Consider the following 22,693-nt stretch of genomic DNA (forward strand, 5'->3'; position numbering starts at 1 on the left):
CCGTTCGCTGACAGGAGGTGATCACCACCGTGAAGAGAGACTTCGTGCTGATTCCCGGCCTGTGGGCGGGCGCCTGGATCTGGGAGCGGGTCACCGGCCTGCTGAGGGATCTCGGCCACCGGGTCCACCCCGTCACCCTGTCCGGGCTGGCCTCCGGGCAGGGCGACCCCGCCGGCGTCGGCCCGGCGACCCACGTCGACGACGTGGTACGCGTCCTGAAGGGCGAGGGGCTGCGTGACGCCGTCCTGGTGGCCCACTGCTACGGCGGCGTCGTCGCCGGCCAGGTCGCCGAGCGTGAGCCCGACCTGGTGGCCCACACCGTGTTCGTGGAGGCGTTCCTGCCGCACGACGGCCGGTCGGTCCTGCACACCTTCCCCGAGAGCATCCGTGCCGGGGAGCTGCGCCTGATCGAGGAGGGCGGGGGCCGCTGGCCGCCTCCCGACGTCTCCGAGGTCGCGGAGGGGCAGGACCTGTCCGAACAGGACGCCCTGCGGCTGGCCGGGCGCCTCGTCGGGCATCCCGGGCGTACGGTGTCCGAGCCCGTGACCCTGCGGCGTCCGCTGTCCGAGCGGCGGGCCACCTACGTCGTGTGCCTGCAGGACCACTTCGGCGAGGACCTCTCCCCGGAGGTCGAGGCCATGCGGGAGGAGCCCGCGTGGACCTTCCGGACGCTCGACACCGGGCACTGGCCCATGGTCTCGGCGCCCGACGAGCTGGTCGTGATCCTGGACGAGGTCGCCGGGCAGACGCCCGGGGAGCACCCGGGCGCCGGTCCCGGGCCTAGATCCAGTTCTGCTCCTTGGCCCGCAGTGCCGCCTGGAAGCGGTTGGTCGCGCCGAGGCGGGCCATGAGGTCGGCGACGTAGCGGCGGTAGGTGCGGACGGACACGTCCATCTGGCGGGCCGCGACCTCGTCCTTGTCGGCGGTGGCGAGCGCGGACAGCACGCGTCTCTCCAGGTCCGACAGGGCGGGGAGCTCCCGGCGCGGCCCGGCGAGGTCGCGGGGAGGCTCGCTGGCCTGCCAGAGGCCGTCGAAGTGGGTGGCCAGCCGGGAGACCAGCCCGGGCTCGCGCACCAGCAGCGCGCCCCGGGAGCTCTCCCGGGGGTCCATGGGGACGACCGCCACGCTCCGGTCGAAGATCACCATGCGGTCCATGGGCTCCTGGGTGACGTGCACCCGTCCTCCCAGGTCGATGACGTCCCGCACGTACGCGGCCATCGCCGGGTGGCGGAGCGCCCGGGGGTGGTAGATCGACTTCACCGTCACGCCGCGCCGCAGCGACCGGGTGTCCAGCGTCCGCGCCGTCTCGATGGCCGCGTCCGACAGCGGTCCGCCCGGGTGCAGGCAGAGGGTCTCCTCGTGGGTGAAGAAGGACAGGTCGTCCAGCTTGCGGCGGACCCGTTCCAGCCCCTCGACCCGCTCGATGAGCGCGGTCGCCGGGGCCTCGCCCCACCGGTGGTCCTCGAAGAAGGAGGCGATGGAGTCGCGCGTCGCCAGGACGCGGCGGATCTCCGCGTTGAGCTCGTCGAGGCGTGCCTCGATCAGCCGTTCGATCCCGATCTGCGGCTCGGTGGCCACCACCCGGTGCCGGTCGGACACGTCGAGCAGCGAGAGCGCGCGCAGGGTCGCGACCGCGGCCTCGACCGTCTCCGGGCCGAGGGGCAGCGCCCGTCCGGCCGCGTCGACGCCCTCGCCGGGGTGCCGCAGGAAGTAGCGGTAGACCTCCTCGGCCTCGGCGGTCATGCCGAGGGCGGAGAAGGCGGACGTCCACCTGGCGGTCCTGGCCTCCTCCGACGCCCGTCCGGCGGTCCGGGCCCCGTCCGGCGTCCACGGGACGGTGCCGCTCTCGTCCGGCGTCCGCGCGGCGGTCCCGTCCAGGTCGGGCCGCGCGGCGCTCCTGTCCGGGGCGGGTCGCGCGGCGCTTCCGTCCCGGCCGGATCGCGCGGCGCTCCTGTCGGGGGCGGGTCGCGCGGCGGAGGGCACGGGGCCGGGCCGCTCACGCGGGCCGCCCGGGGGCGTCTCGCCCGGCACGGTCCGCGGACCGCTCCGGCGATGCTCGCGGATCACCGGCCGGTGCCGTACGGGTTCGGTCACGGATCCGGCGTGGTCACGGTCTTCACGGGTGAGGGGGCTCATGGCGTGGTCCCGAACTCCGGCCGGCGACTCACGAGAGGCCCGCGCGGTGCGCGCGGCGCGTGCGGTGCGCGGGAGACCGGTGCCACGGCCGTGCCGCCCGATTCCGTGCCGCCCGATTCCGTGCGGAGCCGTTCCGGACGGGCCCGGAGGGACCGGGCCGACGCTCGCTCATGGAGGTTCCTCCTTCCACGGATGGGCGTCTCACGGCGGGAACGCCTGTGAGCGCCCTTCGGCGGGCCGGTGCGCCGCTCGCGCCCCGCCGGTTCCCCAGGCCGATTCCCCGCAACGGGCGGGGAATCGGCCGCGGGAATCGTGGCGCCTGATGTCGCGGGTACGATCCCCGCCGTCACGATGATGATTGCGCCAGTTGCCGCGGAACCATTACAGCACGTCCCCCGGACCGGACGTCAACGCGGGAAACCGTTCCGGCAATCCAGAAGAAACGCGCGCCCGGCGCCTCCGGCTCGGCAACCCAGGAGATGCCGGGGAAATGCACCTCCATGACGATGAAGCGGCAACCCGAGAACCGAACGGACGTTTCTTCGGACACTCTCGTAACGAAGACCAAAGAATGACCGGAAGACGGCCCGGCCCTGGGGGAAGGGCACCGCCCGGTCGGTTCCACGCATCACCGAGTCAAACGTGCGGAAATGTGCATCGGTGCGAGAACGGAAGGTTGGAGGGCGGGAAATGAACGAGGCCAGATGGAGGATGGTCGTCGACCGCGAGGGCGTGACGATCGCGGGAGACCGCTTCCGGCTCACGGCGACGCGGCCGTCCCGGGAGCGGGCGGACGCCGTCTCGGACGCCGTCTCGGACGCCGTCTCGGGTACCGCCCCGGGTACCGTCCCGGACGACGCGGACGCGCTGCTCGCGGAGATCGGGCCGCTCGGTGTCGACATGGAGGGCGTCCTGTCCGAGCTACAGACCGTGACCCGGGGTTCCTACGGGCAGTTCTGCGGGCTCTCCCGCGCGCTGGAGATGGTCGGCGAGCGCTGGGGGCTGCTGATCGTCCGTGACCTCTTCACCGGTCCCAAGAGCCTGCCGGAGCTGCGCCGGGGTCTGCCGCGGATGCCGGCCGAGACCCTGACCGTCCGCCTGCGGGAGCTCGAGCACGTCGGGGTCGTCCGGCGCCGGCCCTCGGAGCCGGTGGACGGCCACGCCGCGGACGCGCCCGTCTACGAGCTCACCGAGTACGGCGGACAGCTGGAGCGGGCCGTCGCCGAGCTCAGCCGGTGGGGCGCCCGTTCGCTCGGCGAGCCCCGGCCGGAGGACGTCGTGACGGTGAACTCGATGATCATGGCGTTGCGGACGACGTTCCACCCCGAGGCGGCCCGCGGCCTCACGGCCGGGTACGAGCTGCGCCTCGGTGAGATGGTGCTGCACGCGCGCGTCGAGGACGGCGTCCTCAGCGTCGGCGAGGGTGCCCTTCCCGGTGCCGACCTCGTCGTCGAGCCGGGCCCGCTGCTCCGGGCGCTCATGGCCGGTGAGATCGACCCGGCCGAGGCGATCGAGAACGGAACCCTCCGGATCACCGGCGACCCCGCCCTGATGACCCGCTTCGTGGAGATCTTCACCTTCCGTCCCGAGCCCTCTCTCGTCGGCTCCTGACCCGCGCCGGATCCGCCCTTCCTCGGCGCACCACACCCGCACGCCTCCAGGTCCGAGGACACCGCACCACACCCGCACGCTTCCAGGGCACCGCCGGAGATCCTCCGGCGGTGCCCTCGTCCGTGCCCGGGGAATTCGTCCGTGTCCGGGGAATTCGTGCGCGTCCTCGGTCGTGCGAGCGGGGGAGATGCGTGCGCGTCCTCGTTCGCACGTGTCCTCGTTCGTGCACGTCCTCGTTCGTGCGGGGCGGGGAGAGCGGCACACGGACGGCGGGTCCGCCCGGCCGGATCTCCCCGGCCGGGCGGACCCGTGTGCCCGCGGGCGGGGCGGGTCACCCGGTGGCGCCGCCCGAGGAGGCCATCCGGTCCGCTGTCGTGCGGTCCACGGTCGTCCGGTCTTCGGCGGTGCGGTCCACGGTCGTCCGGTCTTGGGCGCTGCTGCCCACCGCCGTCCGCTCTTCCGCGGTGCGGCCCCCGGAGTTGCGCAGCACCCGGAGCACCAGCCCGGGGCGGAAGAGCCTCTGCGGGGGGTCGACCAGGCCGGCCACCCGGAAGAACGCCTCCGTGACGCCGCCGTCGCGGGCGGCCGCGGCGTGCAGGCGGCTCATGTAGACGTTGCCCAGCCGGGTCTTGAGGCTGCGCGGGCCCTCCACCCCGGGGAAGGCGAGGTCCCCGCCCGCCGAGATCTCCCAGGGCACGTCGATGACGGGGGAGATGTCGCGGAAGAACCGCTGCGGACGCGGCGGCACGCCGAGCCGCAGGTGTTCGCGCAGGACCATCGCCTCCAGTGCCGCCACGGTCATGCCCTGGCCGTACACCGGGTTGAAGCTGCACACCCCGTCGCCCATCACCAGCAGGCCCTCGGGGAAGCGGCGCAGCCGCTCGTAGCGGCGGCGCACGCTCGCCGGGAAACGGAAGGTCACCGGGTCGTCGAGCGGTTCGGCGTCCCGGACCGCCTCGTAGATCTCGGGCGCCGACAGCGACCGGACGAAGGCCAGGAAGCCGTCCGGGTCGGTCGGCGGGTGGTCGCCCAGGATGCCGGTGAGGGAGAGCTGGGAGCTGCCGTCGTGGAGCTTGGGGAAGAACGCGCCGCGCGGGTTCGCCGGTGAGGCGACGGGGTTGATGGACAGGTCGTCGCCGTACGGGTCGGACGAGAGCCGGTAGTGGCGGGTCGTGTAGGCCAGGCCGACCTTGACGCGCTCCTCGCCGGGGCGGTCGTAGCCGAGCTCCTCCAGCCAGACCGGGGTCCGCGAGCCCCGTCCGGTGGCGTCCACCACCAGGTCGGCCTCCAGCACCCGCCCGGGACCGGTCTCGTCCTCCGCGGCCACGCGCACGCCGGTGATCCGCTCCCCGCCCGCGGTGCTGCTCAGGGAGAGCACGGCGTGCCGCTCCAGGAAGGCGACGTTGGGCAGGGCGGCCACGCGGGCGCGGACGCGGGCCTCCAGCACGGGGCGGGTGGCCGAGACGCTCATCAGGCCGCTGCGGGCCGGGCGGAGCCGACGGCCGTTGAAGTACCAGCGCAGGTCGCCCGCGAGGTCGCCGGCGGGCACCCCGGCCGCCGCGAACTCGTCGCCCAGCCCGGGGAAGAGCTCCTCCAGGATCTGCTGGCCGCGGGCGAGCAACGCGTGGGCGTGCCGCCCCTGGGGGACGCCGCGGCGCGGGCCCGTGACCCCCGTCAGGGTGTCGCGGTCCACCACGAGCACGTCGGTGTACGCCTCGGAGAGCACGCGCGCGGCCAGTAGCCCCGCCATTCCTCCGCCGAGCACCACCGCGCGGTTTCCGACATGATCGCTCATCGCTGTCGCCTCCGATGACGCAGGGATAAAGGGCACACAGAGGTGAACGCCGATGACAGGGGATGGCGAGACCTCGGCGAAGGCATCGTCACACCGGGCGCGGGCGTGCCGCATCTCCTGACGTGCCGGTGGCCGGGCGGCGCGGCGGCACGGCAACGGGGAAGTTGAACGACGGCGCGCGCCGGTGTGGCCTGGATCGGCGGGGCCCGGCACCACCGACGGCCCGGGCCCGCGCGTGACCGCGACCGTTCGAATGGAGGACCCATGCCCGAGTCCCGCGCATCGGCGGACACAATCGAGATCAACGTCTGGCTCGCCGACTACCCGTTCCCCACCTACGACGGTGAGGACTTCCTGGCACCCGTGCGCAGGAGGGCGGAGGAGTTCGGCGTGGCGCACCCGGGGTACCGCGTCGTCATCCGCGAGGTGCCGTTCCCGGCGATGGCCCAGGAGGTCGCCAGGGCCGTCGAGGACGGCACCCCGCCGGACGTCGCAGGCTACTACGCGAGCGCGGGCCGCACGGTCCTGGACACGCTCGGCCCGGACGGCCGGCCGCTGTTCACCCCCGTGGGCCGGGCCATCGGCGGGCGCACCGAGATCCTCGGCGAGCCGGTCGTGGTCGACGACCTGATCCCCGCCGTCCGCGCCCACCACTCGCGGGGCGGCGAGCTGCTGTCCATGCCGGTGAGCGCCACGACGTTCCTGCTCTACGCCAACCGCACGCTGCTGGCAGAGGCCGGCGTGACCGGGATCCCGCGGACCTGGGAGGAGGTCGAGGACGCGTGCGAGGCGGTCGCCCGGCTGCGCGGGGGCCCGGCCATCACCTGGGCCGACCACGGCTGGCTGTTCCAGCAGGCGCTCGCGGCGCAGGGCGGCCCGCTGGCCGACAACGACAACGGCCGCTCCGGCCGGGCGCGGACCGTCGACCTGGCCTCCAAGGAGATGCTGGCCTGGGTGGAGTGGTGGCGGAGCATGCACGCGCGGGGGTACTACCTGCACACCGGGGCCGTCGCCGACTGGATGGGCACCTTCCAGGCGTTCGCCGGCGGGCGGGTCGCGTTCCTCCTCGACTCCTCCAAGTCCGCCCAGGAGATCGTCGGAGCGGGCGCGGCGGCCGGGTTCGAGGTGGCGGTGGGCCGCATGCCGTACAACGGGGACGTCCCGTACGTGGGCAGCGCGGTATCGGGGGACTCCCTGTGGCTGGCCGACGGCCTCGACGAGGCCACGCGGGACGGGGCTCTCGCGTTCATGCAGTACCTCGCCTCTCCCGCCAACGCCGCGGCCTGGCACCGGGCCACCGGCTTCGTCCCGGTCACCGGCGCCTCGGCCGACCTGCTGGAGAAGGAGGGCTGGTTCGACGAGCACCCGCACCAGCGCGTGGCGGTCGAGCAGCTGCGGGCGTCGGACTGCTCGCCGGCGGCGCTGGGCCCGCTGGTCGGTGACGTCGCCGCGATCCACGCCGCCCTGACCGGGGCCATGGAGGACGTGCTCACCGGCGGCGCGGACCCGGCCGCCCGCTTCGCCCGCGCCACCGAGGAGGCGCAGCGGGCGCTCGACGACTACAACGCCGACTGCGCCGGGCCCGCCCCCCGCACGCCCCGGCGCCTGGTCATCGACTGACCCTCCCGGGAGCGTCACGCGGCTCCGCCCGGCCCTCGGTGAGGGGCCGGGCGGAGCCGCGGGCCGTACGGGACCGAAGGACGGGCGGAGCGGGCGGGGCCGCCCGTCACGCCCAGGGGGCCATCGGGTACCAGGGGATGATCTCCCGGCGGGCGAGGATCCGCACGTCCCAGTACAGCAGGGTGAAGACGCCGGCCACGATGAACGCCGCCCCGGTGACGACCGCGATCCGGCCGGGCCTGGCGGTCAGCCAGCGGTGCACGCGCCCGCCCGTGCCGAGCGCCAGGATCAGGAAGAGCACCGCCACGACCACGATGTTGCCGATCGACTGGAGCATGAAGGCCAGCGCCCCGTACAGCGGGTCGTGTCTCTCGGCGGTGTCGCGGAACAGCTGCCGGAACAGGCCGAACGGCCGGCCGACGAGGAACGCCCCGATCAGCGCGCCCATGACGACCATGCGGGCGTGGGGGAAGCGGCGCGAGATCCGCTCCAGCGGGTCGGGGACGATGCCCAGCGCGGCCAGACCCTGGTAGAGCAGGATCAGCCCGATCACGCCGAAGACCACCATCGCCTGGACCAGCCGGGGGGACATCCCCGGGCCGGAGGGGGTGGTGAGGAACTGCGGCATGCCGGTACCGGCCAGGGCGGCCACGACCCCGTAGATCCCCGAGACGGTCAGCATGCCGGCCGCCATCCAGCCCAGCGGGCGGAGCGTCCCGAGCAGCCGGGCCTTCAGCGGGCGCCCGGCGCCCAGCAGCGGCGCGACGGCTCCCAGGGCGGCGATGTTGCAGGCGGTGAACGTACCGGCCAGGCCGGTGGCGAACGCGAACGCGATCCCGGACAGCAGGCCCGTGATCGGGGTGGCGTCGGCGTCGCGGCCGAGGACGGCGTCGGCGACGGTCCCGCCGATCGCGTGGTCGACGAACTCGGCCGACCAGACGACGGTGAGCAGGAACCCGGCCAGCGCGCTGAGCAGGACCACCTTCCACGGGCGCCGGACGGCGGGCCCGGCGGGCAGCGGGGCGGACGGCTCCGGTGCGGCGGGCGGCCCGGAAGGCCCGGACAGCCCGGAAGGTCCGGACGGTCTGGACGTGGTGGACGCGGGGGACGTGGTCGACACGGTCGTGCTCCCTTCGAAGCGGTTCTCGGACGGGGCGGGACGGGACCGGTCGTGGGGGACCCGGCCCGGGTGCGGGGCCGCGGGGCACCCGGGCCGGGCGCGGGCAGGTCGCGGGCAGGTCGCGGGCAGGGGCACCGGTGGTCCGGTGGGGATCAGAGGGGGATGTTGCCGTGCTTGCGCTGCGGCTGGGCGGCGCGCTTGTCCTCCAGGGCGGCCAGCCACCGGGCGACCGCGGCCCGGGTCTCCACGGGGTCGATGACGTCGTCGACCAGCCCTCGCTCGGCGGCGTAGTGCGGGTGGACGAGCCGCTCGGTGTACTCGCGCACCAGCTCGGCGCGCAGCGCCACCGGGTCCTCGGCGGCGGCCAGCTCCCTGCGGTGGATCACGTTCACCGCGCCCTCGGCGCCCATCACCGCTATCTCGTTGGTCGGCCAGGCCAGGGAGACGTCGGTGCCGATGGAACGCGAGTCCATCACGATGTAGGCGCCGCCGTACGCCTTGCGCACGATCACCTGGATGCGCGGCACGGTGGCCTCGCAGTAGGCGTACAGCAGCTTGGCGCCGTGACGGATGATCCCGGAGTGCTCCTGGTCGACGCCGGGCAGGAAGCCGGGCACGTCGACGAGGGTCACCAGCGGGATCCCGAAGGCATCGCAGAACCGGACGAAGCGAGCGGCCTTCTGCGAGGCGGCGGAGTCGAGCGCGCCGGCGAGCGTCAGGGGCTGGTTGCCGACCAGGCCGACCACCCGGCCGTCGAGGCGCGCCAGGGCGCAGACGACGTTCTTCGCCCAGCCCTCGCCGATCTCCAGGAACTCGCCGTCGTCCACCAGCTCCGCGATGACCTCCCCCATGTCGTACGGCCTGTTCGGCTCCACCGGGACGATCTCGGCCAGGCGGGGCCGCAGGTCCTCGGTGGCGCCGCGGGGCGGACCGGCCGGCGGGAGGTCCAGGTTGTTGGAGGGCAGCAGCGACAGCAGGTACCGCAGGTCCTCGAAGCAGCTCTCCTCGTCGTCGTGGACGAACGTGGCGACTCCCGAGCTGCCGCCGTGCACCTCGGCGCCGCCGAGCTCGGCGTGGGTGACGCGCTGGCCGCTGACCGCGGCGACGACGTCCGGGCCGGTCAGGTACATCTGCGCGGTGTCGCGCACCATGAAGGTGAAGTCGGTCAGCGCGGGGGAGTAGGCGGCACCGCCCGCGCACGGGCCCAGCACGACGCTGATCTGGGGGATCACGCCGGAGGCTGCGACGTTGCGGCGGAAGATGCCCCCGTAGCCGTCGAGGGCCATCACGCCCTCCTGGATGCGGGCGCCGCCGCTGTCGTTCAGCGCGACGATCGGTGACCCGGTGGCCAGCGCCAGGTCCATCACCTTGTGGATCTTCGCGGCGTGCGCCTCGCCGAGCGATCCGCCGAAGACCGTGAAGTCCTGGGCGTAGACGAACACCCGGCGGCCGTCCACCGTGCCGGACCCCGCCACCACCCCGTCGGTGTACGGCCGGTCGTCACGCCCGGCCAGCTCCTGTCCCCGGTGGCGGCGGTACATCTCGATCTCGGTGAAGGAGCCCTCGTCCAGCAGCAGGCCGAGCCGCTCGCGGGCGGTCCGCTTGCCGAGGCGGTGCTGCCGCGCGACGGCCTCGCTCCGGCCGGCGACGATGCCGTCGCGCAGTTCGCGGTGCCGCCTGCGGAGCATCGGCATCGGCATCGGCATCGAGCGGGGGAGCGGGTCCGTGGCCGCGCCGTCCGCGTCCACCCGGCCGGAGCGGTGCCCGTTCGCCGGTCTGCCGGGGGGCCGCGCGGCGGGTTCGGCCGGCCGTACGCCGGGTTCGGCCGGCCGGGCGGCAGGTGCGAGATCGACCTCGGAGACGGTCATCGGGGGTACTCCTTCCTCGGTTGCCTGCGGCGTCCCGGGCGTCCCCCAGCATCGGCCGTCCCGCGCGGGCCGGGCATCTCGGCGCATGCTCAGCCGCGGGAGGCGGCCCTGGTTCGGCACGCGGGAAGTTGTCGGCCGGTACGGGGCGGCCCACAATCCCAGGCGATGGATCGGCGAGGCGCCGCGGCCCGCGGATCGGACGGGCCGCCCGGCGCGACACGGACGGAGGTCGACGCATGACGTCTCACTCGGTTCTCGCGAACCGTCCCGCAGGACGGCTCGCGAGTCTCAACGCCGAGTACCACAGGGTGGCGCTGGGCGCGTTCATGGTGGTGGTCGTGGCCCACTGGGCCGAGCACCTCGCCCAGGCGGCCCAGGTGTACGTGCTGGGCTGGCCGCTCCCCGAGGCCCGCGGGGTGCTCGGGGTGCCGTTCCCCTGGCTGGTCACCTCGGAGTGGATGCACTACGGCTACGCGCTGCTGATGCTGGCCGGGTTCCTCCTGCTGCGGACGGGCTTCACCGGCAGGGCCCGGACGTGGTGGAACGTGGCGCTGGGCATCCAGGTCTGGCACCACTTCGAGCACCTGCTGCTGCTCCTGCAGGCACTGACCGGCACCCACCTGCTGGGCCGTCCCACCCCGGTCAGCATCCTCCAGCTCGCCTTCCCCCGCATGGAGCTCCACCTGTTCTACAACGCGGTGGTCTTCGCGCCCATGGTGGTCGCGATGATCATGCACCGCAGGCCCCGTCCCGCCGAGCGCTCCCTGATGCGGTGCGCCTGCGCGGCACAGGCCGGGTGATGAGCACCGCGACCCGCGGGCGTCCCCCCGCGCCGGTCCCGGGGCGCCCGCCGGCGTCCGGGAGCAGGCGCCCCTCGGCCTTCGGCGTGCTCACGGCGCTGGTCGGGGTGTTCCTGCTCTACCTGACGGTGCCCGGCGTCGGCCCGGCCGTCCGGGCCGCGCGGGCCGACGGCGTCCCGGGCCACTTCACGGCCCGGGAGGTGACCTGCGTGCGGCACCCCGGGCACGAGTCGTGCACGTGGACGGGGGAATTCCGCTCCGGCGACGGCACGATCCACCGGCGGGGGGTCGCGCTGTACGGCAGCGACCGGGAGTCGCTGCGTCCCGGGCAGGTGACCGCGGCCGTCGACGTCGGGCGGCCGTACCGGGTGTACGGCCCCGGCGGCTCGCGCGAGTGGGTGTTCACCGCGCTGCTGCTGGCGGCCGGTCTCGGCCTGCTCGCCCACCCCTTCGTGCGGGCCCGGCGCGGGGCGTGACCCGCGCAGTCTGCGAGATGCGCGCCGGCGGCCCGGCGGACGACGATCGCTGGGTCGCCATCGGCGATCCGTCCGGTGGCGGGCCGTCCGGTTGTGAAGGAGGCATGATGCCGACCGTTCTCGGATCCCTGCGCAGGCTCCTGCTGACCCCCTCGCTGCGCGACGTGACCTTCGAAAGGCGCGGTTTCCCCGTCACCCCCTCGGAGACCACGCGACGGCTGGAGATGATCCCGCAGAGCGTCGTCTGCGGATTCGAGTGGGGCATCGACTGCCGCGAACCGTGGGAGGTCGAGCGCCGGGTGGACCTCGTCGCCCCGGAACTGCGCGGTTTCGCGTACGAGGGGGTGACGATGGCCTTCACCGTCCTGGACGCCATGGGGCCCGGGCGCGGGACCCGCACCCGGGACCTGCTGCTCGGGGCGGGAGCGCCGCACCTCTTCCTGGCCTACATCGGGATCGGCTTCGCCATGGCCAGGCTCCCCCGGCCGCTGTGGAAGAAGGTGGTCCCCGACATCGACGGCTCGCCGTACCACCCGACGATGACCTGGCTGGCGGTCGACGGCTACGGGTTCGACCGGGCCTACTTCGACACGCGGCGCTGGATCGGCGAGCAGCGGGTGCCCGAGCCGTACCCGTGGGCCGGGGCGCCGGAGTACTTCCCCCGCGCCGTCGACCAGGGGATCGGCCGCGCGCTGTGGTTCGTGCACGGGGCACGGCCGGACGCCGTCGCCTCGGCGGTGGAGCGGTTCGCCTCCCACCGCCGGGCCGACCTGTGGAGCGGCGCCGGTCTGGCGGCGGCCTTCGCCGGGGGCTGCGACGCCGAGGGGCTGGCGGCGCTGCGCCACGCGGCCGGGGAGCACCGGCCGGAGCTCGCCCAGGGCGCGGTGTTCGCGGTCAAGGCCCGCCACCACGCCGGGCCGGTGCCCGCGCACACCGAGACGGCCGCGGCGGTGCTGGCGGACCTGTCGGTCGAGTCGGCCGCCGCGCTCGCCGACGCGGGGGTGGCCGAGTACGGGACGGCGGCCACGGCGGGCCGGGAGGTCCCCTACGAGCTGTGGCGCCGTCGCGTGCACGCCCACTTCCGGGATACCGCCCGCACCCCGCGCTGAGCCCTGTCCCGCACCGGGTTCCGTCCCGTACCCGCGCCGGGTCCGCGCCGGGTCCGCGTCCGATGTGCGCCGGATCCGTCCCGCACCGGGTTCCGTCCCGTACTCGCGCCGGGTCCGCGCCGAAGCGTGTGCCGGCGTACGCGCCGAGGCGCGCGAGCGTGCTGACGCTGTAGGCCATTCATGGACATCGTGGTTCGTGCGCCTTTTATGTGGTTTCTCCGGTCAGCACATTCGAAGTAGACGGAATATCCCCATAAACACGTACATTCCCGTTGGATCACCCAATGCGACATGAAGGGTCGGGGAGAACATTGGCCGGTTCATGGCGCGCGTTGAGGCGAAAGTTAATCACCCCGAACGCCTCCGCCGCATCACTCGAAGTCCGGGGATTTCACCGGAAGAACGCCGACGCCCAGGAATTGCTGGAGACGATCGGCCGTACTTTCCTGGCCGGTTACGCGTACGCGGCCGAGGCCCGCACGCCGGCCGAGGCGGAGAGGGACCTGGAGGGGGTGCCGGTCCGCTTCCGCGGCTTCGCCTACGAGGGCGCCGCGATGGCCATGGCCGTCATGGACGGCCTGTCGGTCGGTCGCGGCGGCCGCTTCGCCCGGTTCGTGGAGGGCCCTGGCCGTGACCACGTCTACATGGCCTACGTCGGGGCCGGATGGGCCATGGCCCGGCTGCCCCGGTTCCGCTGGTCCAGGATCGGCACGTTCGACCCCCTGCTGCAGTGGCTCGTCCTGGACGGCTACGGCTTCCACCAGGCCTACTTCCACACCCGCAGGTACGTGCACGAGCAGTACCGGCCCGACCGCTTCCCCTGGCCGTCCGGCGGCCCCGGGTGGTACGTGCCCCGTGCCATCGACCAGGGCATCGGGCGGGCCATGTGGTTCGTCGGCGGCGCCGACGCGAAGGTCGTCGCCGACATGATCGACCGGTTCCCCGAGGCCCGCCACGCCGACCTGTACAGCGGCGCCGGGCTGGCCGCCACCTACGCCGGCGGCGCCGGCGAGGAGGAGCTCGCCGAGTTCCTGCGGCGCTCCGGGACCCACCGTCCCCAGGTCGCGCAGGCCTGCGTGTTCGCGGCCGAGGCCCGCGTCCGCGCCGGCCTCGTCGTACCGCACACCGGGGTCGCGACCGAGGTCTTCTGCGGCATGACGCCGGAACAGGCCGCGCAGGTCAGCCGCGACGTCCGGCCCGACGGGCCCGCCCCCGAGGGGGAGACGCCCGCCTACGAAGTCTGGCGGCAGCGCGTCGCCGCCCAGTTCCTGTCCGCAGGGAGGTGCTAACACGTGTCCGCGACAACCGGCCTGCTCCGCAGGTACGCGGCCAGCGTCGTCGCCGTCGTGCTCGCGGCGACCATGTTCGTCCTGGCCCGCCAGCCCGAGCCGTCCTCGGCCGAGACCTCGGCCATGAGCGGCAGGTACGGGTTCACGCCCATGTCGATCTCCATGCCCGGGGGTTTCCCGCAGAAGACGATCCGCAAGGTCAACAAGGCCTACAAGGACATCGACGCCTGGATCTCCTCGGTGGGCGCCGGGATCGCCATGAACGACCTCGACGGTGACGGCCTGTCCAACGACCTGTGCGTCACCGACCCGCGCATCGACCAGGTCGTGGTGACGCCGACCCCCGGCCGGGGAGCCGCGCGGTACGCGCCCTTCGCGCTGGACGCCGCCCCGCTGCCGATGAACGACGTCATCGCCCCGATGGGCTGCGCCCCCGGCGACTTCAACGAGGACGGCCGCACCGACCTGTTCGTCTACTACTGGGGCCGCACCCCGGTGATCTTCCTGGCCAAGGCCGCGCAGGACGAGCGGATCACGCTCGCCAGGGACGCCTACCAGCCGGTCGAGGCCGTGCCCGGCGCCAACTCCACCGCAGGCCGCTACACCGGGCCGCAGTGGAACTCCAACGCCGTCGCGATCGCCGACTTCGACGGCGACGGCCACGAGGACGTCTACGTCGGCAACTACTTCCCGCACGGCCCGGTCCTGGACGAGACCAAGGACGGCGGGGTGATGAACCGCTCGCTGTCCAACGCCTCCAACGGCGGCAAGGACTACATCCTGCGCTGGTCGGCCGCGGGCCCCGGCGGCGCGCCCACCTACCAGGTGCTCGACGACGTCCTGCCGAGCGACATCTCCGGCGGCTGGGTGCTGGCCTCCACCGCGGGCGACCTCGACGGCGACATGCGCCCCGAGCTGTACATCGCCCAGGACCACGGGCCCGACGCGCTGCTGCACAACCGCTCCGCTGCCGGAAAGATCGTCTTCGCCCCGGTGCGCACCCCCCGCGACGGCACGGTGCCCAAGTCCAAGCGGGTCGGCGCCGACTCCTTCAAGGGCATGGGCATCGACTTCGGCGACCTGAACGGCGACGGCGTGTACGACATGTTCGTCAGCAACATCACCACGCCGTTCGGCATCCAGGAGAGCAACTTCCACTTCCTGTCCACGGCCCGCAACACCGACGAGCTGCGCAAGGCGCTGACCCGCGGCGAGGCGCCCTGGAAGGACCACAGCACCGAGGCCGGCACCGCCTGGTCCGGCTGGGCCTGGGACGTCAAGACGGCCGACTTCGACAACGACGGCACGCTGGAGATCGCCCAGACGAACGGGTTCGTCAAGGGCGAGGTCAACCGCTGGCCGCAGCTGCAGGAGCTCGCCGCGGCCAACGACGGCGTCGTGGAGAACCCGCGCTCGTGGCCCAACGTCCGCGAGGGCGACGACATCGCCGGCAGCCAGCGGCTGGCCTTCTTCGCCAAGGGCGAGAACGGCCGGTACGCCAACCTGTCCGAGAGCCTGGGCCTCGCCGTCCCGGTGCCCACCCGCGGCATCGCCGTGGGCGACGCCGACGGTGACGGCCGGCTCGACCTCGCCGTCGCCCGGCAGTGGGACGCGCCCGTCTTCTACCACAACCAGAGCCCGTCCTCCGGCGCCTTCCTGGGCCTCCGGCTGACCCACGACGGGCCCGAGCAGGCACCGGGCTCCCCGGTGGTCGGCGCGCAGGTGACCGTGACCACGCAGGACGGCCGCAAGCTCCTCGGCCGGGTCGACGGCGGCAGCGGTCACTCCGGGAAGCGCAGCCACGACGTCCACATCGGCCTGGGCGAGAACGTCACCGGGCCCGTCCAGGTGCACCTGTGCTGGCGCGACCGGAGCGGCCAGGTGCGTGAGCAGGTTCTCCGGCTGAGCCCCGGGTGGCACTCCCTGCGGCTCGGCGAGCAGGCAAGGGAGAGGTGAACATGTCCCCGACGAGTCCCAGCGCGCCGCCGCGGCACGACCCCAAGGTCACGACCGCGCTGCGCAGGTTCGCGATCTCGATCACGATCTTCAACATCTTCGGCTACACGCTGCTCGGCTTCGAGCAGCCCTGGACCTGGCCCTTCGTCGCCCTCGCCACCGGGTACGCCGTGGAGATCGGCCTGGAGTACATCGGCGCGCGCGGCGAGGGGCGGGCGCCGCGTTACCGGGGCGGCGGGTTCAAGGGCCTGATGGAGTTCCTCTACCCGGCCCACATCACCTCCATCGCCATGAACATGCTGATCTACGTCAACGACCAGATCCTCACGATGATGTTCGGCGTGGTCGTGGCGGTCGGCGCCAAGTGGGTGCTGCGCGCCCCGGTCAGGGGCCGGCTCCGGCACTTCATGAACCCGTCCAACTTCGGCATCGCCGTGCTGCTGATCCTGTTCCCCTGGGTCAGCATCGCCCCGCCGTACCACTTCACCGAGAACGTCTCCGGCCCGATCGACTGGCTGGTCCCGGCGATCATCATCACCACCGGCACCCTGCTCAACGCCAAGCTCACCGGCCGGATGTGGCTGATCGCCGGATGGCTGGGCGGCTTCGTGCTGCAGGCGGTCGTGCGCGGCGTCGTCCTCGACAACTCCATCACCGGGACGCTGGCCACCATGACCGGCGTGGCGTTCATCCTCTTCACCAACTACATGATCACCGACCCGGGCACGACGCCGTCCAGGCCGCACTCCCAGGTCGCCTTCGGCCTCGGCGTCGCGGTGCTGTACGGGGCCATCACCGGCGCGGGCATCGCCTACGGCCTGTTCTTCGCCACCGCGGCCGTCTGCCTGATCCGCGGTCTGTTCCTGTGGTCGCTGCACTTCGTCGAGCGGGCCGGTGAGCGGCGCGCGATGGAGGGCCTCGGCCTGGGCGACCGCCTGCCCGCCCCCGGGACCGCGGCACCCGCGGCCGCGGCCGGCGGCGCCGACGGACGGGGCTCGGTGAACGGTCATCGGGAGGTCGTGTCAGCATGACGCGGATAGCGGTCGTTGGAATGGCGTGCCGGTACCCGGACGCCACCTCGCCCAGGCAGCTGTGGGAGAACGCGCTGGCGGGCCGGCGCGCCTTCCGCCGGTTGCCCGACGAGCGCATGCGGCTCGACGACTACTGGGACGCCGCCCCCTCCACCCCCGACCGGACCTACGCCCGCCACGCCGCGGTCATCGAGGGCTACGAGTTCGACCGGGTCGCGTACAAGATCCCGGGGAGCACGTACCGTTCGACCGACCTGACGCACTGGCTGGCGCTGGACATGGCCGCGCAGGCCCTTACCGACGCCGGGTTCACCGGCGGGGAGGGCCTGCCCAGGGAGCGGACCGGCGTGGTCGTGGGCAACACCCTCACCGGCGAGTTCACCCGGGCCAACCTCATGCGGCTGCGCTGGCCGTACGTGCGGCGCGTCGTCGGCGCCGCCCTGCGGGAGGCCGGCTGGGAGGACGAGCGCACGGCGGCCTTCCTCGCGGACGTGGAGGAGGCCTACAAGCGGCCGTTCCCGCCGGTGGACGAGGACACCCTCGCCGGCGGGCTGGCCAACACCATCGCCGGGCGCATCTGCAACCACTTCGACCTGGGCGGCGGCGGGTTCATCGTCGACGGGGCGTGCTCGTCGTCGCTGCTGTCGGTGTCCACCGCGTGCCGGATGCTGGCCGACGGCGAGCTGGACGTCGCCGTCGCCGGAGGGGTCGACCTGTCCATCGACCCCTTCGAGATCATCGGGTTCGCCAAGACCGGCGCCCTGGCCAAGGGGGAGATGCGCGTCTACGACCGCGGCTCCAACGGCTTCTGGCCGGGCGAGGGCTGCGGGATGCTCGTGCTGATGCGCGAGGCCGACGCCGCCGACCGGCGGGTCTACGCCTCCATCGCCGGCTGGGGCATCTCCTCCGACGGCAAGGGCGGCATCACCCGGCCCGAGGCCGAGGGGTACCGGCGCGCGCTGCGCCGGGCCTACGACAAGGCCGGCTTCGACATCGGCACCGTGGAGCTGTTCGAGGGCCACGGCACCGGCACCCCGGTCGGCGACGCCAACGAGCTCACCGCGCTGTCGGAGGCGGTACGGGAGAGCCGGTCCGGCGACGGCTCCGCCCGCCCCCCGGTGATCGGCTCCATCAAGGGGATGATCGGGCACACCAAGGCCGCGGCCGGGGTGGCGGGCCTGATCAAGGCCGTGATGGCCGTGCACGAGGAGGTGCTGCCCCCCGCCACCGGCTGCGTCGAGCCCCACCCCCTGCTGACCGAGGAACCGGCGCTGCGCGTGCTGCGCAAGGCCGAGCCGTGGCCCGAGGGCGCCCCGGTGCGGGCCGGTGTCACCGCGATGGGCTTCGGCGGCATCAACACCCACATCGTCCTGGACAAGGCCGGTCCGCGGCGCCGCGCCGTCCTGTCCGCCCGCACCAGGGAGCTGGCGGCGTCGGTGCAGGACACCGAGCTGCTGCTGGTCGACGCGGCCTCCCCCGGGGAGCTGCGCGACCGGCTGACGCGGCTGGCCGGTTTCGTGCCGAAGCTGTCCTACGCCGAGCTGGCCGACCTGGCCGTCGGCCTCCAGCGGGACCTGCGCGACCTGCCCTGGCGGGCGGCCGTGGTCGCCTCCTCCCCCGAGGACGCCGAGGCCCAGCTGGCGAAGGTGCTCACGGCGCTGGAGGCGGGCGAGACCACCCTGTTCGCGCCGGACGGCCGGGCCTTCCTCGGCAGGACCTCCGGCGTGGGCCGGGTCGGCTACCTCTTCCCCGGCCAGGGGTCGGGCCGCGGCACCAGCGGCGGGGCCCTGCGGCGCCGTTTCGCCGAGGTCGAGGAGGTCTACGCCAAGGCGGCCCTGCCCTGTGGCGGCGACACCGTGGCGACCGCGGTCGCCCAGCCCCGGATCGTCACCGGCTCGATGGCCGGGCTGCGGGCCCTGTCGCTGCTGGGCATCGACGCCGCCGTCGGCGTCGGGCACAGCCTCGGGGAGATCTCCGCCCTGCACTGGGCCGGGGCCATGGACGAGGACGCCCTGCTGCGCACGGCCGCCCTGCGCGGCCGGCTGATGACCGAGCACAGCACCCCGGGCGCGATGGCCGGCATCGCCGCGGCACCGGACACGGTGACGGCCCTGGCCGCGGACCTGCCCGTCGTGGTCGCCGGGTACAACGGCCCCGCCCAGACGGTGGTGGCCGGGCCGGTCGACGCGATCGAGGCCATGGGCCGCCGGGCCGGGAACGCGGGCCTGCGGTGGACCCGGCTGGCGGTCTCGCACGCCTTCCACTCGCCGCTGGTGGCCCCCGCGGCCGACGCCCTGGGCGCCGCCCTGGCCCAGGAGACCTTCCGCCCGGTCGAGCGGCGCGTCGTCTCGACCGTGACCGAGCGGGAGCTGCCGGCCGACACCGACGTCGCGGCGCTGCTGCGGCGGCAGATCACCGAACCGGTCCGGTTCGTCCAGGCGGTGGAGATCGCCGCCAAGGACGTGGACCTGTTCGTCGAGGTCGGCCCGGGGCGGGTGCTCACCGGGCTGGCGTCCGCGGCGACCGGCGTGCCGTCGGTGGCGCTGGACACCGACGACGAGTCGATCCGCGGGCTGCTGAGGGTGGCCGCCGCCGCCTACGTCACCGGCGTCCCCCTCGACCACGGGGCCCTGTTCCACGGCCGGCCGAACCGGCCGCTGGAGGTCGGTGCCGAGCTGACGTTCTTCGCCAGCCCGTGCGAGCAGGCGCCGCAGGTCCTCGTCGGCGCCGCCGGGCCGGTCGTCCCGGCGGACGCGCCGGCCCTGACGTCCCCCCGGACCCCGGCGGACCCGGCGTCCCCTGCGATCCCGGCGTCCCCGCCGGAGCCGGCGGGGGACGACGAGGGCCTCTCACCGCTCGAACTGCTGCGGCGCCTGGCGGCCGAGCGGGCCGAGCTGCCGCCGGAGATGGTCCGCGACGACAGCCGCCTCCTGGACGACCTGCACCTGAGCTCGATCACCGTCGGGAAGGTCGTGGAGGAGGTCGTCCAGCGGCTCGGCGGCGCGGCCGGGGTGATGCCCGGCAACTACGCCACCGCCACCGTCGGGGAGCTGGCCGAGGCCATCGAGGAGCTGGCCGAGAACGAGCCGGGCGCCGGGAGCGGCCAGGCACCCCAGGTGGAGGGGGCCGCGCCGTGGGCCCGCGCCTTCGCCGTGGAGCTCGACGAGGCACCGCCGCCGGCGCGCACCGAGTACCGGGAGCCGGGCGGATGGCGGGTGCACGCACCCGACGGCCACCCGTTCGCCGAGGAGCTGCGCCGCGCCCTGCAGGAGGCGGGCGTCGGCCGGGGCACCCTCGTCTGCCTGCCCCCCGGCTGCGCCGAGCACGACCTGCGCCTGGCGCTCCAGGGGGCCAAGGCGGCGCTCGGCGACGAGCCGGGCAGCCGGTTCGTCCTGGTCCAGCACGGCCGTGGAGCGGCCGGCCTGGCCAAGACGCTCCGCCAGGAGGCCCCCCACCTGGCGGTGACCGTCGTGCACCTGCCCGAGGCGGGCCTGCCCGCGCGCACGGCCGTCGAGCGGGTGGTCGCGGAGGTGGCCGCCACCTCGTCCTACGCCGAGGCGCACCACGACGCCGACGGCGCGCGACGGGTGCCGAGGCTGCGGACCCTGCCGGTCAGGGCGGCCGACCCGCGCCCGCCGCTCGACGGCACGGACGTGCTGCTGGTCACCGGGGGAGGCAAGGGCATCACCGCCGAGTGCGCGCTGGCCACCGCCTCCGCCTACGGCGCCAGGCTGGCCGTGCTGGGCCGCTCCGACCCCGGCCGGGACGAGGAGCTGGCCGCCAACCTGCGCCGGATGACCGACGCCGGTGTGACCGTACGGTACGTGCGGGCCGACGTGACCGACCCCGCCCAGGTGCGCCGGGCGGTCGCCGAGGTGGTCGGGGAGCTGGGGCCGGTCACCGCCGTGCTGCACGGCTCCGGCCGCAACGAGCCCGGCGCGCTCGCCGGCCTCGACACCGAGGCGTTCCGGCGTACCTTCGCCCCCAAGGTCGACGGCCTGCGGGCCGTGCTGGACGCGGTCGACCCGCAGGCCCTGCGGCTGCTCGTCACGTTCGGCAGCATCATCGGCCGGGCCGGGCTGCGCGGCGAGGCGCACTACGCGACCGCGAACGAGTGGCTGGCCCACCTCACCGAGGAGTGGGGCCGCACCCACCCGCACTGCCGCACCCTGTGCATGGAGTGGTCGGTCTGGTCGGACGTCGGGATGGGCGAGCGGCTGTCGGTCATCGAACCGCTGCTCCGCGAGGGCATCACCCCGATCTCCCCCGAGCAGGGGGTGCGGATCATGCGCCGGCTGCTGGAGGACCCCGGGACACCCGCCACGGTGGTGATCAGCGGCCGTACCGGGACGATCGACACGATCGGCCACGCCCGGCAGGACCTGCCCCTGCTGCGCTTCACCGAGCGCCCGCTGGTCCACTACCCCGGTGCCGAGCTGGTCACCGAGGCCGAGCTCAACCCCGGCACCGACCTCTACCTCGCCGACCACGGCCTCGACGGGAACCTGCTGTTCCCCGCGGTGTTCGGCATGGAGGCCATGGCGCAGGCCGCGGCGGCGGTGACCGGCCGCGACACGCTCCCGGTGATCGAGGAGGCCGAGTTCCTGCGGCCCATCGTCGTCTCACCGGACGCGACCACCACGATCAGGATCGCGGTGACCGTCACCGACGACGACACCGTCCAGGCGACGATCCGCAGCGCGGAGAGCGTGTTCGCCACCGACCACTTCCGGGCCCGGCTGCGCTTCGGCGACACCGCCGTGCCGCAGGGACCGCCCGAGCAGGCCGGCGACGACCTGCCGGACGTGCCGCTGGACCCGGCGAGCGAGCTGTACGACGGCCTGCTGTTCCAGGGGCGTCGCTTCCAGCGCCTGCGGCGCTACCACCGGGCCGCGGCGCGTCACGTCGACGCCGACGTCGAGGCGACCGACGCCACCGACTGGTTCGCCGGCTTCCTGTCCGGGGAACTGCTCCTGGGCGACCCGGGTGCCCGTGACGTCTTCATGCACGGCAACCAGGTCTGCGTGCCGGACGCGACGCTCCTGCCCACCGGCATCGAGCGGCTCTACCCCGGTGGCGCCGCGCTGGCCGAGGCCGGGACGGTGCGCTACTGCGCCACCGAGCGGTGGCACGAGGGCGACGTCTACGTCTACGACGTCGCGGTGCGCACCCCCGACGGCCGGGTCGTGGAACGCTGGGAGGGCCTGCGCCTGCAGGCCGTGCGCAAGCAGGACGGCCGCGGCCCCTGGCCCGCGCCGCTGCTCGGCCCCTACCTGGAGCGGACGGCGGAGAGCCTGCTCGGCACCCGGGTGGCGGTCGCCGTCGAACCCGGCGGTCAGGCCGGCCCGGACGCCGCGGCGGCGCTGGCCGTACGGCGCGCGCTCGGCCGCGACGTACCGCACGTGCCGGGTGGTGCCGGCGGGCCCGGACCGGCTGGCGGCGTGCCGGCCGCGGTGTCCCACGGGGCCGGTCTCACGCTGGCGGCCGTCGTGGACGGCGGGGACGGCGAGGTCGGCGGCGACGGCGGGGCCGGCGCGAGGGTCGCCTGCCACGTGGAGGCGGTGACCGAACGGCCCGAGCAGGAGTGGGCCGGGCTGCTCGGACCGCACGCGGCGGTGCTCGCGCGGCTGGCCGACGAGACCGGGGAGGCGGCCGGTTCGGCCGGGACCCGGCTGCTGGCGGCCCTGCGCTGCCTGCGGGACGCCGGCGTCCACCCGCGGGACCCGCTCGCCGTGGTCCCGGGGCGGCACGGCCCGTGGGTGGTCCTCACCTGTGGCTCCCTGCGGGTCGCGACGCTCGTCACGACGCTGCGGGACCTGCCGGAACCGGTCGCGTTCGCGGTCCTCACCGACGTCGTCACCGAAGGAGGAGGGGTGTAGCCC

14 protein-coding genes are annotated in these 22,693 nt (G+C 74.3%); 10 read left to right on the forward strand and 4 right to left on the reverse strand.

What is annotated here, in order from left to right; all coding sequences use genetic code 11:
* The first annotated feature begins 29 nt into the window (after positions 1-29).
* Positions 30-851: an alpha/beta fold hydrolase gene (locus ACZ6RT_RS03185; RefSeq protein WP_399188785.1), complete on the forward strand. Its 822-nt coding sequence runs from the start codon at positions 30-32 to the stop codon at positions 849-851.
* On the opposite strand, the gene ACZ6RT_RS03190 is transcribed toward ACZ6RT_RS03185, so the two are convergent.
* Positions 781-2,094 (reverse strand): helix-turn-helix transcriptional regulator, encoded by a 1,314-nt coding sequence (locus ACZ6RT_RS03190; RefSeq protein WP_470152073.1) that lies wholly within the window; start codon positions 2,092-2,094, stop codon positions 781-783. The genes ACZ6RT_RS03185 and ACZ6RT_RS03190 overlap by 71 nt on opposite strands.
* A gap of 732 nt (positions 2,095-2,826) precedes the next feature.
* On the opposite strand from ACZ6RT_RS03190, the gene ACZ6RT_RS03195 reads away from it, so the two are divergent.
* Positions 2,827-3,747 (forward strand): winged helix-turn-helix transcriptional regulator, encoded by a 921-nt coding sequence (locus ACZ6RT_RS03195; protein ID WP_470152074.1) that lies wholly within the window; start codon positions 2,827-2,829, stop codon positions 3,745-3,747.
* Positions 3,748-4,078: 331 nt separating this feature from the next.
* On the opposite strand, the gene ACZ6RT_RS03200 is transcribed toward ACZ6RT_RS03195, so the two are convergent.
* Positions 4,079-5,542 carry an FAD-dependent oxidoreductase gene (locus ACZ6RT_RS03200; RefSeq protein ID WP_470152075.1) on the reverse strand — a complete coding sequence of 488 codons (1,464 nt, stop codon included), beginning with the start codon at positions 5,540-5,542 and terminating at the stop codon, positions 4,079-4,081.
* Positions 5,543-5,806: 264 nt separating this feature from the next.
* Between ACZ6RT_RS03200 and ACZ6RT_RS03205 the strand changes: the two genes are divergently transcribed.
* The gene (locus tag ACZ6RT_RS03205; protein WP_470152076.1) at positions 5,807-7,162 is read left to right on the forward strand and encodes an extracellular solute-binding protein; all 1,356 of its coding nucleotides are present in this window, start codon (positions 5,807-5,809) and stop codon (positions 7,160-7,162) included.
* 106 nt (positions 7,163-7,268) lie between these two features.
* Here the strand turns inward: ACZ6RT_RS03205 and ACZ6RT_RS03210 are convergent, their stop codons facing one another.
* Complete coding sequence (locus ACZ6RT_RS03210) at positions 7,269-8,282, reverse strand: hypothetical protein (RefSeq protein WP_470152077.1); 1,014 nt, start codon at positions 8,280-8,282, stop codon at positions 7,269-7,271.
* 152 nt (positions 8,283-8,434) lie between these two features.
* Positions 8,435-10,150 carry an acyl-CoA carboxylase subunit beta gene (locus ACZ6RT_RS03215; RefSeq protein ID WP_470152078.1) on the reverse strand — a complete coding sequence of 572 codons (1,716 nt, stop codon included), beginning with the start codon at positions 10,148-10,150 and terminating at the stop codon, positions 8,435-8,437.
* Between the two features lie 236 nt (positions 10,151-10,386).
* Here ACZ6RT_RS03215 and ACZ6RT_RS03220 point away from each other — a divergent pair, with 236 nt between their 5' ends.
* The 7 genes from ACZ6RT_RS03220 to ACZ6RT_RS03250 all read left to right on the forward strand — a co-directional run bounded on the left by ACZ6RT_RS03220 (position 10,387) and on the right by ACZ6RT_RS03250 (position 22,690).
* A complete protein-coding gene (locus ACZ6RT_RS03220) occupies positions 10,387-10,950 on the forward strand; it encodes a hypothetical protein (RefSeq protein WP_470152079.1) in 564 nt (187 codons plus the stop codon).
* Positions 10,950-11,426 carry a hypothetical protein gene (locus tag ACZ6RT_RS03225; RefSeq protein WP_470152080.1) on the forward strand — a complete coding sequence of 159 codons (477 nt, stop codon included), beginning with the start codon at positions 10,950-10,952 and terminating at the stop codon, positions 11,424-11,426. Before ACZ6RT_RS03220 ends, ACZ6RT_RS03225 begins: the two co-directional genes overlap by 1 nt.
* Before the next feature lie 104 nt (positions 11,427-11,530).
* Positions 11,531-12,535: a DUF1702 family protein gene (locus ACZ6RT_RS03230; protein WP_470152081.1), complete on the forward strand. Its 1,005-nt coding sequence runs from the start codon at positions 11,531-11,533 to the stop codon at positions 12,533-12,535.
* 284 nt (positions 12,536-12,819) lie between these two features.
* Positions 12,820-13,824: a DUF1702 family protein gene (locus tag ACZ6RT_RS03235; RefSeq protein WP_470152082.1), complete on the forward strand. Its 1,005-nt coding sequence runs from the start codon at positions 12,820-12,822 to the stop codon at positions 13,822-13,824.
* A 3-nt stretch (positions 13,825-13,827) separates the two neighbouring features.
* Entirely contained in the window at positions 13,828-15,780 is a 1,953-nt protein-coding gene (locus ACZ6RT_RS03240) for a CRTAC1 family protein (RefSeq protein WP_470152083.1), read from the forward strand.
* Between the two features lie 2 nt (positions 15,781-15,782).
* Positions 15,783-16,811, forward strand: a complete 1,029-nt coding sequence (locus tag ACZ6RT_RS03245; protein WP_399188809.1) for an enediyne biosynthesis protein — start codon at positions 15,783-15,785, stop codon at positions 16,809-16,811.
* A complete protein-coding gene (locus tag ACZ6RT_RS03250; RefSeq protein WP_470152084.1) occupies positions 16,808-22,690 on the forward strand; it encodes a type I polyketide synthase in 5,883 nt (1,960 codons plus the stop codon). Before ACZ6RT_RS03245 ends, ACZ6RT_RS03250 begins: the two co-directional genes overlap by 4 nt.
* Positions 22,691-22,693: the final 3 nt, after the last annotated feature.

The organism is Streptosporangium sp. NPDC050148 (assembly GCF_055586505.1).